The organism is Photobacterium pectinilyticum, assembly GCF_024357955.1.
GTDB lineage: Bacteria > Pseudomonadota > Gammaproteobacteria > Enterobacterales > Vibrionaceae > Photobacterium > Photobacterium pectinilyticum.
This window is the reverse complement of the sequence record NZ_JANEYT010000047.1, coordinates 1-19,096: the sequence shown is the minus strand read 5'-3', so window position 1 is coordinate 19,096 and position 19,096 is coordinate 1. Positions and strand designations below refer to the sequence as shown.

The 19,096-nt window shown below is 44.5% G+C and carries 14 protein-coding genes; 10 read left to right on the top strand and 4 right to left on the bottom strand.

Annotated elements, in window-relative coordinates; genetic code table 11:
• Window positions 1-117: 117 nt before the first annotated feature.
• Entirely contained in the window at window positions 118-1,527 is a 1,410-nt protein-coding gene (lpdA, locus tag NHN17_RS17485) for a dihydrolipoyl dehydrogenase (protein ID WP_255043944.1), read from the bottom strand.
• Window positions 1,528-1,975: 448 nt separating this feature from the next.
• On the opposite strand from lpdA, the gene NHN17_RS17480 reads away from it, so the two are divergent.
• The 8 genes from NHN17_RS17480 (at window position 1,976) to NHN17_RS17445 (ending at window position 13,385) form a co-directional block, all read left to right on the top strand.
• Window positions 1,976-3,001 (top strand): hypothetical protein, encoded by a 1,026-nt coding sequence (locus NHN17_RS17480; RefSeq protein ID WP_255043943.1) that lies wholly within the window; start codon window positions 1,976-1,978, stop codon window positions 2,999-3,001.
• A gap of 1,214 nt (window positions 3,002-4,215) precedes the next feature.
• Entirely contained in the window at window positions 4,216-5,031 is an 816-nt protein-coding gene (locus NHN17_RS17475; protein WP_255043942.1) for a phosphate ABC transporter substrate-binding protein, read from the top strand.
• A 434-nt stretch (window positions 5,032-5,465) separates the two neighbouring features.
• Entirely contained in the window at window positions 5,466-6,584 is a 1,119-nt protein-coding gene (locus tag NHN17_RS17470; protein WP_255043941.1) for an efflux RND transporter periplasmic adaptor subunit, read from the top strand.
• Window positions 6,584-9,673: an efflux RND transporter permease subunit gene (locus tag NHN17_RS17465; protein ID WP_255043940.1), complete on the top strand. Its 3,090-nt coding sequence runs from the start codon at window positions 6,584-6,586 to the stop codon at window positions 9,671-9,673. Before NHN17_RS17470 ends, NHN17_RS17465 begins: the two co-directional genes overlap by 1 nt.
• Before the next feature lie 439 nt (window positions 9,674-10,112).
• Window positions 10,113-10,334, top strand: a complete 222-nt coding sequence (gene tatA / locus NHN17_RS25980; RefSeq protein ID WP_309243488.1) for a twin-arginine translocase TatA/TatE family subunit — start codon at window positions 10,113-10,115, stop codon at window positions 10,332-10,334.
• Complete coding sequence (tatB, locus tag NHN17_RS17455) at window positions 10,327-10,653, top strand: Sec-independent protein translocase protein TatB (RefSeq protein WP_255043939.1); 327 nt, start codon at window positions 10,327-10,329, stop codon at window positions 10,651-10,653. Before tatA ends, tatB begins: the two co-directional genes overlap by 8 nt.
• Window positions 10,650-11,378 (top strand): twin-arginine translocase subunit TatC, encoded by a 729-nt coding sequence (gene tatC / locus NHN17_RS17450; protein ID WP_255043938.1) that lies wholly within the window; start codon window positions 10,650-10,652, stop codon window positions 11,376-11,378. Before tatB ends, tatC begins: the two co-directional genes overlap by 4 nt.
• A gap of 150 nt (window positions 11,379-11,528) precedes the next feature.
• Window positions 11,529-13,385, top strand: a complete 1,857-nt coding sequence (locus tag NHN17_RS17445; RefSeq protein ID WP_255043937.1) for a LamG-like jellyroll fold domain-containing protein — start codon at window positions 11,529-11,531, stop codon at window positions 13,383-13,385.
• A 152-nt stretch (window positions 13,386-13,537) separates the two neighbouring features.
• Here the strand turns inward: NHN17_RS17445 and eat are convergent, their stop codons facing one another.
• From eat to NHN17_RS17430, 3 genes are read right to left on the bottom strand one after another with little or no spacing between them, the layout of a single operon-like run.
• Window positions 13,538-14,938, bottom strand: coding sequence for an ethanolamine permease (gene eat, locus NHN17_RS17440; protein ID WP_255043936.1), 1,401 nt, complete (start codon window positions 14,936-14,938; stop codon window positions 13,538-13,540).
• Window positions 14,939-14,949: 11 nt separating this feature from the next.
• Entirely contained in the window at window positions 14,950-15,828 is an 879-nt protein-coding gene (gene eutC, locus NHN17_RS17435) for an ethanolamine ammonia-lyase subunit EutC (protein WP_255043935.1), read from the bottom strand.
• Window positions 15,829-15,838: 10 nt separating this feature from the next.
• Window positions 15,839-17,233: an ethanolamine ammonia-lyase subunit EutB gene (locus NHN17_RS17430; RefSeq protein WP_255043934.1), complete on the bottom strand. Its 1,395-nt coding sequence runs from the start codon at window positions 17,231-17,233 to the stop codon at window positions 15,839-15,841.
• 184 nt (window positions 17,234-17,417) lie between these two features.
• Here NHN17_RS17430 and NHN17_RS17425 point away from each other — a divergent pair, with 184 nt between their 5' ends.
• Together NHN17_RS17425 and NHN17_RS17420 are read left to right on the top strand one after the other, a co-directional pair.
• Complete coding sequence (locus NHN17_RS17425; RefSeq protein WP_255043932.1) at window positions 17,418-18,362, top strand: helix-turn-helix domain-containing protein; 945 nt, start codon at window positions 17,418-17,420, stop codon at window positions 18,360-18,362.
• A gap of 250 nt (window positions 18,363-18,612) precedes the next feature.
• Complete coding sequence (locus NHN17_RS17420) at window positions 18,613-19,023, top strand: transporter permease (protein ID WP_255043931.1); 411 nt, start codon at window positions 18,613-18,615, stop codon at window positions 19,021-19,023.
• Window positions 19,024-19,096: the final 73 nt, after the last annotated feature.

The following is a 19,096-nucleotide window of genomic DNA, read 5'->3' as shown; positions in this document are numbered from 1 at the left end:
CAGTGTCTTCTGGGCATTCAGTAATTATGAAAATAGAAGCCATTAGAAAGACATCGAGCCAGACGGTTTGCCTAGCTCGATGGGGTAACAGTAAATAAAAGAATAATGAATATAACCCTAGCGTCTTCTACTAGGCAGCATATCCGTCATCGACCCTTCAACGACTTCTGCCGCAAAGGCAAAGGTTTCGGCCAATGTTGGGTGTGCATGCACGGTATGGGCGATGTCTTTAGCCGTACCGCCCAGTTCAAGGGCTGCAGCCGCTTCGTGAATAAGTTCCCCCGCATTCTCACCGCAAATACCGGCCCCAAGTAGCGCACCAGATTCTTTATCAAACAGCGCTTTAGTAACGCCATTGGTTGCGCCAACACTTTGTGCACGGCCACTGACAAGCCACGGTACTTTACCCGTGCTGTAATCAATACCCTGCTGCTTGGCTTCTTTCTCGGTTAAACCGACCCAAGCGACTTCAGGGCTGGTGTAAGCAACCGATGGGATTGCAGCAGGATGAAATGTTGCATCCAATCCGGCAATCACTTCCGAGGCAACCTTACCTTCGTGGGTCGCCTTATGTGCGAGCATTGGCCCCTTAACAATATCGCCAATCGCGAAAATATGAGGTACTGAGGTTTGCATGCGGTCATTAACTTCAACAAGCCCTTGCTCATTGACGGCAACACCGATGTCTTCCAAGCCAATACCGGTTGTATTCGGGCGACGACCAACGGCAACTAATACCGCATCAAAAACAGCATGCTCTGGGGCTTTCTTACCTTCAAAGGAAACAGCAATGCCTTCAGGCTGCGCCTCCATATTGGCCACTTTGGTTTTCGTCAGCAGTTGGTACGTCTTTTTGGTCGCTTTCACAAGCGGTTGGACGATGTCTTTATCGGCGGCAGGGATAATTTGCTCTTGTGCCTCGACAATCGTTATCTCCGTGCCTAGCGCCGAGTATACCTGCGCCATTTCTAATCCGATGATCCCGCCACCAACGATCAGCATCGTCTCTGGAACACATTGCAAAGACAGTGCGTCAGTCGAATCCCATACTCTTGAGTCATCTGGCGCTATCGGTAATTTAACTGAATGGGAGCCCGTCGCAATAATGGCGTGCTTGAAGTTTACATGTTGCTCAACATCGCCTTTCACCGAAAGTGTATGCTCGCCAATAAATAGCCCTGCTCCTTGCACGCGAACAACTTTTCTCGCTTTACTTAAATTGGCGATACCTTGGGTAAGGTTGGAAATTGTTCCCTCTTTATGGGCTCGTAATGCGTCAATATCGATATTAGGCTCAGTAAACGAAATACCCATACTCGCTCCATGTTTGGCATGCTCAATGAGCGATGCGGCATGAAGCAGGGTCTTTGAAGGAATGCAGCCTACATTGACACAAACGCCACCCAGTGTGTCACGTTTTTCAACAAGACATACTGACAATCCAAGATCGGCCGCTCTAAAAGCGGCTGTATACCCACCAGGTCCACCACCGAGTACAACAACATCTACGTTGATAGATTCCGTCATTAAAATTCCTTCTCTGCCAAGCTAAATACTTAAGTTCCAAACACAGGCAACATAACGTGCCACTGGTAGATCTATCCCAGAAAGATGCAAATTTAAACCGCAAAATTGGAATATCCGATGCTGGTTCACTTTCTATCGAAAATTCACCGTCAGTATGTCTACCAGCTCAATAAATTCATAAACTTAAAATACAAAATATCTCTCATTGAGGCAACAATAGTACTCAATGAGACGAACGCTTTTCGTTTGTTGGTATATAGAAAACCAGGTTCTGGCATTATCAACCCACGTTAGGATGACGTCCCTTCTTTGCTTTATTATGTTTTTCATATTTTGAACGGCCATAACTGCTTATTTTTTTGACCAACAACAGAAGCTACCATATCATTATTTATGTGAGCGCAGATGCTTATCATATTGCGTACTCACTACTGGAAGGAGAACGACCATGGAAGATATTGAAAAAGATATTAGCTCCTCGGGTTTAGCAAGCAAAGTCGCCACCTACTTTTGGTGGAAGGGCCTAGAAAAGATTGAATCCACTATAGATAACTTCTTCGATACCTTACGGATCAAAAAGCTCATTACAACAATATTTATCGGCCTAAAAGACATCGACGCACTGCCAAAGGTACTGGGCGACAACCCACTCGAAACCTTTAAGGGTGAAGACAGCGAACTAAACCGGAAGTATTACGACAGCACTGAAAGCTACATCAAGACACTCGAAAAAATCCCATTTGATCTCACTCCCCTTAAAAAAGAAAACACCATAAAACGATTACCGACTCAATCCATGCATCCCACAAATCCAACACCTAACGAAAAATGGTTTTTCATCAACGGAATTTGTACTAGTACTGACATGGCCATCATTAATTCTCGTATGCTCAGTAAGGTTTTCGGGCGTCCCATCACGCCTCTCCACAATCCTACTAATGGCATGATCGCAGATTTGGCCGAAGCGATTAAAGGAAGGGATCTAGACCAGTATACGAACATCGCTCGAACTACGAAGGATCTTCTTTGGGGAGAGTTACAAGACCTCAAAACCCAGTTGGCGTATACCCCGGTTAACAGTAACCAGTCCGATAAAATAGTGATCCTTGTTCACTCCCAAGGCGGGATCATTATCTCCAACGTGGTAGGAAGATTGCTTCAAGAACACCCAAGAGACCCATTACTCAACCATCTTGAGATATATACGTTTGCCTCAGCACACGATGACTATCCTTCGTTTGAGCAAGGTGAAGTGCACTTTTCGCCCCCTTTCACAGAGCATTTTGCTAATGACGAAGATTACGTCGCAATGATTGGTGTGCTCAATGGTATAAGTAACACGAATGGGAGAATCTATGTAAAGAAAGGTACTGGCCACCTATTGAACTATCACTACCTCAAAGATTTTCTATCCGGTAAATATGACGTTAAAGAACAAAGCCGCCTGTCGCGTTTACGTAATGGAAACCGTTAATCTTTGCTCGGTTAGCTAAATAACAAAAGGTCAACCTGTTATGTAGAATTAATAGCGAACATATATGCTCGTTAGCAAAACGAGTCCGGGGGGAGGGAATTTCGTACACGTCATAACTATTTGAACCAGCAATAATTTGATAGGAGATGACGCATAAAGTGGAAAATGTAGAAGAATATCACTCCTTCATATATTCTCGACTCAGAAAGTAACACCAAAATAAAAACCCTCGCTCTGGAATACTTTGAGTCAATTGTCATTGTTACTTTTATCAATTGTGAGGTGGTGTTTATCGCAAACCGACGTTCTCGCGATCGAAAGATTCTCACTTTAGATAAAAGCTTCTTAGCTCAAGGGGCTCTTAATGTGCAGGGCTACGTACATATTACCGTATAAACGTTCACTGAATAGCCGCCAATTTACTTTGTGCAAATCACAAATCGAAATAATAATTACTATTTGTACGACGACTCCTGACTCTCGAAATTGTTCTTACCTAATACGTAGGGCTACTCCGCTTTCGCTTGTACGCCCATCCAAGAAAACGCTTTTGCGTTTAAATTTCAAGCAAGCAAACGATCACTTCTCATCACCATATTAAAATTTCAATCATGTCCTAGACATTAATTAGAGAATGATCATAAAAATCTTAAACCAAAAAATGGAAGCAGAAAGTTTATTTAACCTATATCACTCAATTAGCTCTGAACGACAAAAAATACAATAACTATGAAGAAAAATTTTATTGCGGCATCTATGCCCTTTCCGCTCTTTTCTGGTTGTAACTCACCCCTGTCATTACAGGGGCGTTTTTATGAATAGTGTTATTACCTCGTTAGTTCGATATAGAGCCTTCAGTGGCTCGCAAACGGTACCACAGGCTGCCCCCTCTCTCGACATTTATGCTTAGACTTTTTTCAAAATCTATTAGCACCGAAAGTAAAAGGCATCAGCTATGTCACGCTGTACAATTTGCAAAACAACTCAGAGAGTTAGTGGATATTCAATTATTGATATTTAATTTTTATCATCATAATAAAAAATAAGGTTTTAAAAATAAGCCTTGATTATAAGTTAGTACCAAACTTTACCCTTGCTATTTTGATTAAGATCAATATAAACTTCAACTCGATTTCACTGACATCATTTTGAAATATAAGTGTAGGTAACATCCCCCACAAGAAATATTTAATTACACTTAATGGATGATTGAAATGAAAAATACTTTTTTAGTTGCAGCTCTAACTGTCGTAGCATTCACCAATTCTGCATTCGCACAAGACAACATATCTGTAGTTGGTTCTAGCTCCGTAATGCCACTTATGGAAGTATTTGGTGAGACTTACCAAAAAACACATCCTGAAGTATTTATCGAAGTGCAAGGACCTGGCTCATCCGCAGGGATTCGTGCTGCAAAAAACCAATCTGCAGACATTGGTATGGCTTCTCGTGAACTTGCCTCTTCTGAAGAAGAATCCGATTTGCACAATAAAGTAATTGCACGTGATGGTATTGCGGTTGTTGTTAACCCATCAAACAGCGTTAAATCGCTAACTGCACAGCAAATCCATGATATCTATGCAGGCGAAATAAAAAACTGGAAAGAAGTTGGTGGCGCTGATAAACCTATAGTACCGGTTACTCGCGATACAGCATCAGGCACACGTGGAGCATTTGAAGAAATCATGATGCTGACTAAGGAATTAAATGGCATAAAAGTAACAGCGATTACTCAGCATGCACAAGTTACAAATGGCAATGGTCACTCTAAAACAATGGCTGCTCAAAACCCATTTGCAATCAGCTACATCTCATTAGGTAGTGTTGATTCATCAGTAACACCAGTACAAGTTAATGGCACCGCTGCTACTGTTGAGAACGTAAAGAATGGCTCTTACAAAGTCGCACGTCCGTTCCAAGTACTTTACAAAGGTACGCCAAATACACGCACACAAAAATTCCTGGATTGGATGTTCACTTCTGAAGCACAAAAGATTGTTGCCGAAGGCGGTTATATTTCCATTAAGTAAATAATCCACCGTCGAAAGAAAGTGTTTTTGTATAAGCCCCCTTCTCAGGGGGCCTTTGTTTAGTTCAGCGTTAACTCTCACTGTTATTGTGCCTTAAATATCAACGATTTAACCCTCCATTGTTTTATACGCTATCGACAAAAAACCTCTTTTCCAAAGAAAGATTTCTCAAGAGCTTATTCTGAACAGCCACCGACTTAATAGACACGTTTTGCTGTGGGTAAAATGAGAAGACGATCATGCTGATAAATACAATTCGGAAGAGTTAAGCAACGATTGAGACACTTTGGGCTATATCACCGCCCCACTCGACATTGCAAGAAAGACAGTGAGCATACACACCATTACGCTTCGCAATACAAATTTACACTTTCCTGACAGTCCCTTGACACATAATTGTAAAATTCGTCTGTATTTCGCAAAAAGATTCTCCTATGAACAGATATTCAACCTACAAAACAATTGTCTATACTCTCCTTTGCCTAACACCAACATTCGTGATGGCTAATGATGTTGAACTCTTACCGATTCCAGTTACCGTGGAGCCTGTGTCCACCCGAAGTATCGTGCAAAAAATCGAGGAAGTGGGAAAAATCACCGCACTTGATAATGCTAACCTTACATTCAGTGCCGGGGCTAAAATTGAAAAGATCGCCTTCAATGATGGGGATGCCGTTAACAAAGGCGATGTCATTGCCGAACTCGATAGCACCAAAGCCAAAGCGGACTTGGACAAAGCTCGCAGCACCCTCAATTTGGCAAAAACCAAACTCCAACGAACCCGTGATCTACTTGCCAAGCAACCTGACGCCCTATCGCCGCAAGATGTCGATGAGCTTCAAGAACAGGTAAATCTTGCGGCGGCTGACTTCCGTCAGCAAGAAGCAACCCTCAAAGACTACACCATTGTTGCTCCATTTGATGGCAGGCTAACAATCTTTAGCCACTCAATTGGCAGCCATATCGATGCCTCAACGGCACTGGTGAGCCTCTACAAGTTAGACCCAGTTAATGTCACTTATGCCATCAGCCAGGAAGATCTTGGTACTGCTCAGATTGGTCAAACCGTGGCGGTTAGCGTCTCGGCATTTCCCAACCAGTCGTTCACGGGTGAAGTGAACTATATTGCGCCTGCTGTCGATGAGAACTCAGGCCGAGTTGAAGTTCATGCCACCATAGACAACCAAGAGCAGATACTGGCACCGGGCATGTTTGCCAACGTCAGCCAGCAACTGCAAAGAGGGAAACCTCAACTTGTCGTGCCACAAAACGCCATTTTGGCCAACAACGAACAACGCTATCTTTGGGTTGTTGAAGGCAACAAACCACAACGCCGCCAGGTTGAATTAGGCGCCAATACCAATGATGGTTATGTCATCATTAAAAGCGGGCTGAAAAAAGGCGAACAGATTGTCACCACAGGGCAACAGAAATTAAATGATGGCAATACGGTCAATATTCTATCATCTCAGCCTTCTGGACAGCCAATATCTAAAGAAACAAGATCGATAGAAACAGGCTCAGAACAGACTAACAACAAGGAGGCAGGATAATGCGCTTGCCTGAGGTTTGTATTCGCCACCCTGTTTTTGCGTCGGTACTCAGCATTGCTGTCGTGTTACTGGGGATCTTGTCATTCCAGAAACTGTCTATCCAGTATTTTCCTGAGCATCAAACAGCAACTGCGACAGTCAGTGCCAATATCACCGGTGCCAGTGCCGAGTTTATGTCACGCAATGTTGCCGACAAGCTGATCGATGCAGCGACCGGTCTGGACAGTGTCGATACCATGACAACCGACTGTGTCGAGGGCAGCTGTACCCTGAAAATCAACTTCAGCGACGATGTCGATGATGTTGAATACACTAACCTGATGAACAAACTGCGCAGCAGCGTCGAAGCGGTTACCGATTTCCCACCGAGCATGACTGACAAACCGACAGTAACGGACAACTCGTCAGATACCAGTACCACCAGTAATGTCATCACTTTCGTCAATACAGGGGAGCTTGAACAGCAGGAAATGTATGACTACATCAGCCAGCAACTTGTCCCCCAGTTTCGTCATATCCAAGGTGTCGGTAGTGTTTGGGGACCATACGGAGGCTCTTCCAAAGCCGTTAGGGTATGGCTGAAACCTGAACGAATGAAGGCACTGAATATCAAGACTGCTGATGTTGTCGGTACCTTAAGTACCTACAACAGTACCTTCACAGCTGGCACCATCAAAGGCGAAGCGCGGGACTTTTCCATCAACCCTGTCAGCCAGGTAACCTCGTTAGAAGATGTCCAGGAGTTGGTGATCCGAGTTGAAAGCGGCCAGATAATCCGAGTCAAGGACATTGCTGATGTGGTCATGGGTGAAGAGAGCCTGACTCCAAGTAGTCTAACGGTTAATGGCAACCAAGCCATGTCACTACAAGTCCTACCGCTGAAAACCGAAAACCCGGTTGTTGTCGCCGAGCGCGTAAAAGCAGCCATTGAGTCGATGCAGGACAATCTTCCTGATGGTATTGAAATGAAGATGGTTTACAACCAAGCCGACTTCATCCAGTCAGCCATAGACGAAGGCTTTGTGACGCTGGTCGAAGCAGTTGTCTTGGTGTCTATCGTGGTGATGCTGTTCCTCGGCTCTTTTCGTGTCGCCTCTGTTCCTATCATTACCATACCGGTTTGTGTCATCGGGGTGTTCTCGGTCATGGCATTGCTCGGCTTCAGTATCAATGTGTTAACCATCCTCGCCATTATTTTAGCCATTGGACTGGTGGTTGATGACGCTATCGTGGTGGTCGAAAACTGCTATCGACATATTGAACAAGGAGAAACACCTTTCAATGCAGCACTGAAAGGCAGCAAGGAAATCGTCTTCCCGGTTATAGCAATGACACTCACCCTTGCCGTTGTCTATCTACCAATTGGCCTGATGTCTGGTTTAACCGCCGATCTATTTCGTCAATTTGCTTTTACCCTCGCTGCGGCAGTGATCATTTCCGGCATGGTTGCCCTTACCCTCTCGCCGATGATGAGTGCCTACCTAATCAAACCAATCAGCCAGCACCCAAAGTGGTTTGCCCGCATTGACCACCAGCTTAACCGTCTGGCCGATAGATATACCCTTGAACTTGCTAAGTGGATGAACCGTAAAACGGTCATGGCCGCTTTGTCCTGTCTTCTACTGCTGCTATCGGGATTCGCCTTTGTCAACATACCGCAGGTTCTACTGCCAACCGAGGACTCCGGCTTTATTGAGGTGACGTCAACCGCTCCAACTGGCGTCGGCCGCCAATATCACCAGTCTCATAATAATGAGCTAAACAGTGTGATGGCAGGGCAACGCGCCATCGAAGCAAACCTGTCATATATTGAAGGGACACCAACCAACCATGTATTGCTCAAACCGTGGGGTGAACGCCAGCAAACCGCAGATCAGGTGGTCGCGGCACTCAATGAGAAAGCTAACCGAACCGTCTCAGCCTATGATATGTCATTTGCCGTCCGCTCTGCCGATAACCTTGGTATTGCGACGAACTTGGTACTTGAGCTGACGACCGTAGACCGAAATACCGATGCCTTGGCCATGACTGCTGAACAGGTCACCACCCTGCTTGAGCAATACCCAGGGGTCACCAATGTGAAGAACTCAACCCTTCGCGATCAGCTCACTTATGATCTGGAAATCGACAGAAACGCCATTATTTTATCTGGAGTGAGCTACAGCGACGTCACTGATGCCCTATCTACGTTCATGGGATCGGTCAAAGCCGCCGATTTGCAAGCCGATGACGGGTTCACCTACCCTATTCAGGTGCAGGTTAACCGCCTGGATTTGGGTAGCTTCAATGTACTCGATAAACTTTATGTCAGTTCAAAATCAGGACAAAGTTTGCCGTTGTCCCAGTTTGTCAAAATCAAGCAAACCACTGCGGAATCAAGCTTTAAAACCTATATGGGTAAAGACAGTGCAGAAATCGCCGCTGATTTGATGCCGGGCTACACAGCCAGTGACATAAAAGCCTATATCGATCTGGAAGTGCCTTCCCTATTGAGCAGTGCGCAAGGTTATGCTTTCAATGGAACAGTAAAATTGCTGGACGACTCGCAAGCCGGAACGCAATTGATTTTCCTACTGGCCTTAATTTTCGTTTACCTGATTTTGGCAGCACAGTTTGAAAGCTTTATCGATCCACTGGTCATTATGCTGACAGTTCCGTTATGTATTGTTGGTGCTCTATTGACGCTGTCACTGTTTGATCAAAGCCTGAATATCTACTCAAAGATTGGCTTACTGACATTGGTCGGCTTGGTGACCAAACACGGTATTTTGCTGGTTGAGTTCGCCAACGAACAACGTCGACATGGAGCGACGGCAATGAATGCTGTACTGGAAAGTGCCCGCTCTCGCCTGAGGCCTATTCTGATGACGTCACTAACGATGATCCTTGGCTCGTTACCGCTGGCATTTGCCTCTGGGCCGGGCTCACTGGGTCGGGTAAATATCGGCTTGGTGCTCGTTGGCGGTCTGATTGCCGGTACTTTTTTCTCGCTGTGCGTGGTACCTGTCGCCTATGTGGCAATGGCAAAGCTCAAGCAAAATAGCAAACTGACCATCTGGCACCGCAACCGTCAAGCACTGGCAAACTAACCATTTAACAAATCACCAAAAGGCCTGCACTTTGCAGGCCTCTTTCGTTGGAATACAAAGCTTATTACTTTTCAGGCAGGAAGAAACACGATATACGAGATTATCACCTCCCTCATCAAACGATGCCACTCTAGCTGACACCGTTAATTGCTTACATGCTCATCAGCCTATTAGAAATACAATAATGTTGCTAGAGGTGTAATTCGGGGGGTTAGGTTGGTTTCACCTTATTATTTTCAACCGAGTTAGTCACATATTGATAACAACAACACAAAGAAAATAAACAATAAGCACGCAGTAAATATTACAAACAATTAATAAAATGAGGTTTCTTAAAATAATTAAATTTACCAGCTAGGCGATGAAATTTTAATTCCCACCGTAATATTAATTAAACAATTGTTCAATATACTGTGCTCAGTTAATCGAGAGGTGAGTTATGGGAATTAGTGTATGGCAACTATCAATTGTTGCATTAATCATTGCATTATTATTTGGTACTAAGAAACTACGTGGAATAGGTGGCGATTTAGGTACAGCTATTCGTGATTTCAGAAAAGAAACAATTATCGAAGACTCCACTAAAATAACAAAAGATGAACAAGTAGATGATGCATTAGAAAACAGCATGACAGCGAGAGTTAAATCGATCGATGTTTGATTTTGGTTTTTGGGAGATTATTCTTATTGGTGTTTTAGGCTTGATTGTTCTTGGTCCTGAAAAACTACCTAAAGCAATAGACACGGTTGTAAACACCATTTCAAATCTAAAATCAATGGCCAACTCTTTAAATGACGAATTAAACAAAGAGTTGAGAATAAAAGAGCTTCAACAGAGTGTTGACAAAATAAATTCAATTAATTTTGAAAAAATACCTGATGATATCAAAGAGTGCATATCTGATATAGAAAAAAGCACACAAGGATTAACGATAAAAAATACCAACGTTATAAAAGATCAAAGCAGTAAAGTGGTATGAACCCAAAAAACACAGTAGATGAATCCCCAATACTATCACGGATTCAAGAACTAAAAGTAAGAATATTACGTATTGTAATAATTGTTTTGACTACCTTTTTATGCTTGGTTTGTTTTTCGAATGATATATATGAAATTGTATCATCTCCATTGATCAGAGTGTTGCCCGATGATGCAAGTATGATCGCAACTGATGTTGTATCGCCATTCTTTGCACCACTGAAATTAACCTTAATAGTCGCTTTTTTTGTTTCTATGCCAGCGATTTTATTTCAGGTTTGGTTTTTATTAGCCCCTGGTCTCTATAGAAAAGCAAAAAAACTAGTCATACCACTTATTATAGCTTCTGCCCTTTTATTTTATATTGGTGTAGGGTTTGCTTATTTTTTGGTGTTCCCATTAGTATTTAGTTTTTTCTCTAGTGTTTCTCCTGAGGGTGTGGTTATTGCTACAGATATCAGTAGTTACCTAAGTTTTGTTCTTAAAATATTTCTCGGGTTTGGTCTAGCTTTTGAAATTCCAGTTGTTACCATTTTACTATGTTGGACTAACGTAATAACTCCTAGCCAGCTGCGAGAGAAGCGGTCTTATGTAATTGTCGGCGTATTTGTTATAGGCATGATATTAACTCCGCCAGATATAATATCTCAAACATTATTAGCAATACCTATGATATTGTTATTTGAACTAGGGCTGTTTTTTAGCAAGTTTTACAGCAACAAGTAATTCATTCATGTTACTAATTTAATGAAAAGCAACAAAACATAATTAAAAATGAGTTTCCATACCTATCTTTATTGCATTTATATAAATTTAATTCGCATTAAAACATCAAGATAGCATTTATAAAAATCACTACATAATTTGGTTTACAATATGATTACTAGACGTATTTTTCTTAAAGGTGCAACGGCAACTATGGCTGCGGCGTATTTAACAGGTTGCAATTCTGATTCTTCGAGCGATAATTCAGGCTCTTCAACTAACGTTGATTTTAAACTTGCCGTTTTACCTGATACCCAAAAGTATTCAGAGAACAGTCCTGAGCGCTACAATGCTCAAACAAGGTGGATTGCTGAGAACTGGGAGAATGAAAAAATACCATTTACAATCCACTTAGGCGATATTGTTGAGGATCGCCGTATTACAGAAGAATGGGTTGCGGCTGATTATGCAATGTCTCTCCTAGAAACAGGGAACACTCCGTATTCGATTCTTTGTGGCAACCATGATCTGCTCAACCAAAATAAAGATACCGAACGTAATTTAGCTGAGGAACCATACTTCACTTGGTTCCCAGAAAGCCGTATGCAGCAAGACCCTACTTTCATGGGCCGTTGCCCAACTGGCTTTAACAGTTACCATATCTTCCAAGCACCAAATGGCCAAGAGTTCTTGTCACTTGCGATGGACTGGCGCCCTTCCGAACAAAGTATCGCTTGGGCACAAGAAGTTCTTGACCGACATGCAACTATTCCAACCATCCTTTCAACTCACCAGTTGATTAACATTGCAGGTGATGGTGAAAGTCCACTGGTAACAAACCAAGGTGTTGAATTCTTTACTGATCTAATTTACAACAACGACCAGATTTTCCTTACGTTGAATGGGCACCATCACGGTGCATCAAGCTTAGTCGCGTACAACAAGTTCGGCCGTGAGGTATTAATGGCTGTTGTCGATTATCAGGCAATGTTCTGGGGTGGAAACGGCCTGTTGCGTACAGTCGGCTTTGATTATAAAAACAATAAAATGGTTATGCGTTCTTTCTCTCCATACGTTATGGAAAAGATGGCCGCTGGTATGCCGATTGACCCACAAGACCAATTGAATTTGACGGATGCCATAAACCACTTCGACTTCCCAATGAATTTCAAAGAGCGTTTTAATGATCTAAACAACTCAAATAACATCAACGCTGGGCCGGGTGGGATTGAAGGTACTCGAGCACATTGGATTCTTGATAAAGATCGTATGATTGTTCGTGAAAGTGCAGCTGAGGAAATTCTTTTTCAAGACCTTAGTGGACTAGGAAACCATCTGGTAATGAAAGGATTCTCTGGAAATATAGGATCTAACTCCCGCTACTTCGATATGACGGACGATAACCCGGGCCAAGGATTTGCATCAGGCTCGATGTTATTCCTTGGTGATAAGCGAACAGATGAAGGCGTATACTTAGAAACATCAGGGGTTACCTTAAGCGATTCTGATTTTAAAGGTGACGGTTTCACCATTGAAACCTTCATTAAACTACCAAATGGTTGGAACTCCAATCAAGCTGGTTGGGGGGGGATTCTGTGTCATCAAATATCTCGTACACAAGCAGCAGAAGAGTTGGAAATTAACGGTAATGGTGAAGATGCAGCTATGGTTCTTGCGACTTCAACGCTGCGTGAAATGCAATTTGAAAGTTTGTCACATGATAGCGGCAACATTCACCGTTCATGGTCGTGGGATCTTGGCACCGACAGTTGGCACCACATTGCCGTGGTTAACCGTCTTGAGGAGTCAACGGGTTACATGATCACTGAAATGTTTGTCGATGGCGCCCTTACTATGCGTAACCAGACAAATTGCAACCTAGATGGTCTTGCGATTGTGAATGGCTTTAACTGGACGATTGGTGCTTCTCATTGGGATGGCCGTATTTCTAGCCCACTCATCGGCTACATAAGTGAGGTCCGTATTGTTGACCGCCCTCTTGACGAATCAGAGTGGTTAACAGCTTAATTACTTTCTTTAAATCATAGGCCTAACTTTTCGTTAGGCCTTTTTTATAGAAAGGCATACTATTCATACCTGCGACCCGTTGTTCCATTTAAAACGAAGAACCAAAGTAACGTATAAACGGTTACTCTGGTTCTTATCATCTTGCTAAAGGATTAGTTTGTATTCGCGTTGAGATCTTGCTCTGCAAGTGACAACATCGCAAACTCTTCTTCCGCGCTGCTTGCTACCAGCTTATTACGGCTATACAGACCGTAATACACGCCACCAATCAAAAAGAGTCCCATCGTCATGAAAAAGGCAGATGGGTCAAATGCATACACTCCAGTCATCGCAATAAGAGACAGGACTAATGAAATACCTGACGTAAACATGCCACCGGGAGTCTTATATGGTCGCTCTAACTCTGGTTGTTTAATTCGCAGCATAATGTGACTCAGTGACATCAGCGCGTACGATACTGTGGCACCGACGACCGCCATCGCCAAAATTAAGTCCCCTTCCCCCGTCAATGAAACCACGAAGCCAAAGACACCAGGGACAATCAATGCACGTGAAGGCACTTTCTTCTTGCTGGTTAAAGATAGACTTTGCGGCAAATACCCCGCACGGGAAAGCGCAAAGACCAAGCGGCTATAACCATAAATAATGGAGAAGAAAGATGCGATTAACCCAGCTAACCCCAACACATTCACCATCGTTGCAATCATTGGGTTTCCAGTCAGTTTTAGAGCATCCACTAATGGCACCGCGCTAGCACCAATCGCTTCAGACCCTACCGCACCGGCAAGTAAGAACACCACTAATGTTGCGGTCACTAACAAGAATAACATCGCGCCAATGATACCTTTAGGTACATCTTTTGCTGGGTTTTTCGCTTCTTCGGCTGCAAGTGGGACGCCCTCAACCGCTAAAAAGAGCCACATCGCAAATGGTAGTGCAGCCCATACGCCATACCAGCCAAAAGGCAGCATTTCGGTGGCTTGCGCCGTTGCTGGTGCAATGTCGAAGAGGTTAGTGGTATCAAAATGTCCGACGAGCACGCCTGCTGTCATCAGAATCGCTAAAACGGCAAGGCCGCTAATGACCATCATCACCTTGAGAGCTTCACCAACACCGGCTAAGTGAATGGCGATAAAGGCAGCATAAAAAAGTGCGTAAACAAGAGGGCCATCAATACCAATCAGTTCATTTACCGCGGAGCCAATAAAGATAACGATGGCGGCTGGTGCCAGTGCGTACTCAATCAATACCGCTAACCCCGTTATAAAGCCTCCCGTTGGACCCATTGCTTGGCGAGCAAAACTGTAACCGCCCCCCGCCGCTGGAATAGCAGCTGACATTTCGGCCAATGAGAGCACCAAGGTAAAATACATCACCGCCATCGCGACCGCAGCTAGCAAGAAACCAGCCCAGCCCGCTTGGGCAATGCCAAAGTTCCAACCAGCAAAGTCGCCGGAAATCACGTAGGAAACACCTAATCCAGCCAGTAAAACCCAACCTGCGGTGCCTCTTTTCAACTGCCTTTTTGACAGGTATTCATGATGTTTAGACATAGTAGATCCTTCTACGGTTGTGAGATTAAAAAGTTGTCATTGTGCTTATCATCGACCTGGGCTTGAGTTTCTTCGTCGATATTGGAGCGATCTTTGAGGTTGACGCCTGAAAGCTGCAACTTACGCGCTTCTTTAAGCAAATACAGTGCGCGGTTGCAGGCATCGTCATAGCTCAATCCGCCTGGGCGTACATTAGAAATACAATTGCGGTGGGAATCTTTTGCGCCCCGTCTGGCCCCCCATGTCAGGTACATTCCCATACTGTCAGGCGACGTCAGTCCGGGGCGTTCACCAATTAAGATCAAGGCCATTTTGGCGTTGAAGCATTGTGAAATATCATCGGCGACAGCTACCCGCCCTTGCTTGACGACACTGATTGGCGACAAGTCCCACTCATGCTCCCTGTCGTTACCCAACATTGAAAACAAACGGCTTACAACTTCTACCGCGTGACTTTGAATTGCGGTGGAGGAGAGGCCATCGGCAATAACAATGGCCAAATCAGGTGTATCATGATGTTTTGAGGAGAGGTTTTCCAACGCCAGCCATGACACATCATTCAATTGACGACCTAAATCTGGGCGCTGCAAATACATCAACCGATCGGTAACTTTACTCTCGACCACAACCGGGGAGGCTAATGTTGATTCGAGGAGCGATGGAATCTCCACGAGTTGGCTGACCAACAAATCGGTATCCAGTGCGCAGTGCACGGCATCCATCGCTTGTGCATGATCGAGCTGAAAAGAAAGAAGTTCTTTGGTGGGAATGCTATTTCCGCTTCTGCCCAATGCGATGCGGGCAGAGGTAAATGCCCGAAGCTGGCACCAAGGATTCTGAACGACTTCTGTTGGAAACTGTTTTTCTGCTAAAGCAATCACTTTACCCATGACATTTCCCTCAATTTAGTTGTGCAATTGCGCCAGCAAAAGAACCAGCGGGATGGTCGTTCAAGCGAACATCATTGATATCATGAAAGATTTGCATGTCCATCAGCCATTTTTCAAATTCAGGTGCTGGTTTCAAGCCAAGGGCTTTTCTCGCATACAAGGCATCATGGAAAGAGGTGGTTTGATAGTTAAGCATGATGTCGTCAGAGCCAGGGATCCCCATAATGAACGAACATTCGGCCACGCCGAGTAACGTCAGCAAATTGTCCATATCATTCTGATCGGCATAGGCGTGGTTGGTATAACAAATATCACACCCCATCGGCAGCCCCAGCAATTTCCCGCAAAAATGGTCTTCCAATCCGGCGCGGATAATCTGTTTTCCGTCAAATAAATATTCGGGTCCGATAAAGCCGACCACGGTATTCACCAACAGGGGATCAAAATGCCGGGCAACTGCATAAGCCCGAGCCTCACAAGTCTGCTGATCGACGCCATGAAAGGCATCGGCAGACAACGCTGTTCCTTGCCCTGTTTCAAAATACATCACGTTATTCCCCACGGTTCCGCGGTTGAGTGACTGGGCCGCTTGCTGCGCTTCTTTAAGCACAGCGAGGTCGATGCCGAATGTATCGTTAGTGCCCTGCGTTCCGCCGATGGACTGAAAGACCAAATCGACGGGCGCACCCATTTCAATCGCTTCTATCGTATTGGTGACATGCGTTAAAACACAGGATTGAGTGGGAATTTGATAATGTTGTATCACCTCATCCATTAACTTCATCAGCTTAATGGCTTGAGGCACATTGTCGGTAGCAGGATTAATCCCGATAACCGCATCCCCGTTACCATACATCAGCCCATCAAATATGGTGGCAGCAATGCCATTGAGTGAATCTGTTGGATGGTTAGGTTGCAAACGTGTCGACAGGCGGCTGGGTAAACCAATGGTGTTTCGAAATGCCGTCACGACGCTGCACTTTTTAGCCACCAAGATAAGATCTTGATTACGCATGATCTTGCTCACCGCAGCCACCATTTCAGGGGTTAACCCCGCGCTGATCTGCTTTAACGTGTATGCGTCTGCTTGTTCACTCAGAAGCCAGTTCCGAAAATCCCCCACAGTCAGGTGTTCGATTGGTTTAAAGGCACCGGAGTCGTGAGTGTCAATAATTAGCCGGGTTACTTCATCTTTCTCGTAGGGGATTACGGCCTCATTAAGAAAGGTTTTAAGCGGCAAATCAGCCAACGTCATTTGCGCAACCACTCGCTCTGCAGCCGACTCTGCGCAAACGCCAGCCAACGCGTCTCCTGAACGCTCGGGTGTTGCTTTGGCCAATAAATCCGCCAAGGAGTTGAAGGTATATACACGGTTACCTTGCTGCCAACGATACGCTACTGTCATCACTCTTCCTCTACAACTTGGTTCAGTTCTTGCGTTATTTCAATTAGATACTGACTCTATGGCTGCGAAATACGTTCCAACGTGTTATCTAAAGTTGGCAATATCAAAAAAGCTCAAATAAACAAAAGGTTATAGAGTTATCGCTCTAAATTGGTTCAACAATTTGAAGTTAGGGAGAACTAAGTTGAATGAAGTCACGCACTCTCTTGCACCGGATTTGTGCATTCAGCCCTCAAGTGATGCAAACCAGCAAGCTGCGAACCTTACCAACTGGCAGCAAGAATATGACCAGTTGAGTAATGGTCGTTATATGGGGCAAATTATTGAAAGGCGATTTTCTCACATTCATGTGTTTCGTGAGGACAGCAACCGGGCACTTAAGCAAGCGTGCCGTGTGGAAGTAGGAGGATTGTGGCTCGGAATAAGCGCGCAGCAAAAATCGCTGCATCTAAATCACGCCAAAGTAAGTGCTAACCACATGTTATTACGCTCTGGCGGTGTTGATTTTGAACTCATCACACCCGATGCCTTTTCAATTTATGGCATGGTTCTCGATCAACACCTGCTGGAATCAATCAGCGAGCAGGTTGAATTTGGCCTTGGTGACATCGATAAGTTGTGCCAAGTTGAGTCTCAAGAACAAGCAATACAGCTTAAAAACTACCTTGCCCTTTTGTTGGCGCCCAAGCCGACTCGATGGTCCAGTCATACCCACGAGGCCCTCCTTAAGGATTTTGTCGCCGAACAGCTGACGCTCAAACCGAATACGAACACGCACCTTGAGTCGCCTTACCGCCGCCAGAAAATCATGGGCCAAATCAAACAATATCTAGAAAACATCGACACCAGTAACCCCATAACCATCAGCGAACTGTGTGAAGCCGTCCATGTTAGTCGTCGAACCTTGCAATATAGTTTTGAGGCATGCTGCGGTATGGCTCCCCAGCAATTTATACAAAGGCAGAGACTTAACCAAGTAAGAAGAGTATTACAAGATGCCACCGATACACGGGCGGTCTATGAGATCGCTTTTAGCTTTGGGTTTTATCATTTGGGGCAGTTTGCCAAGAGTTACAAACGGTTGTTTGGGGAAAAACCATCAGAGACGAAGAAGACAGTGAATAAATAATTACTAAATTGCCTCTCTCCCCTTCAACACCTTGACATTCATGCATAAATCGTTAGAAATAACCCTTATGTCTTCATGGATTATGCATTTTAGGTATTTCATTCGCTTAATATGCGTTCCCCTAAAGCCAGGATGGCTTTCGACAAACTCATTCCGCTAATTTGATTTCATGCCAACCGAAAAGGATATTCCATGGCTACCGATACGTCATCGTTGGGCTTAACCCAACCCCAACAGCTTTTATCCGCGAGTGGCCATTGCCATTACGTTTGTGATCAGTGCCATTGCCCTCATCCAACCCGGCCTGCTCCCCGTCAACTCAGTGATCCTTGCCATTGGGCTTATGATTGCCATGTGTTTGCTGCGTATGCCTGTAGCGATTGCACTAATTGCCTCAGCCATGGTGGGAGCTATCAACAGTGGCATGACGACCAATGAAGCAATTGGTGCCATCAATGACAATCTAGCCGCAGGTGCCCAAGTGGGGATGACCTATGTGATGATTGGTGCGTTCGCGGTAGCCCTTGGCCGCAGTGGGTTACTTGATGTTTTTGCGAACAAGACACTCGGCGCAGTATCTGGAGGGGCTTCGCATAAAACCATCAAGTGGATGCTATTTAGCCTGTTTATAGGCGCCTCAATCATGTCACAAAATATGTAACCGTTCACCAGACCCCCATTGAAAAATCATTTGTGATCCATCGCACTTGATCCGCTTTTCCTTCTTGAGTGAT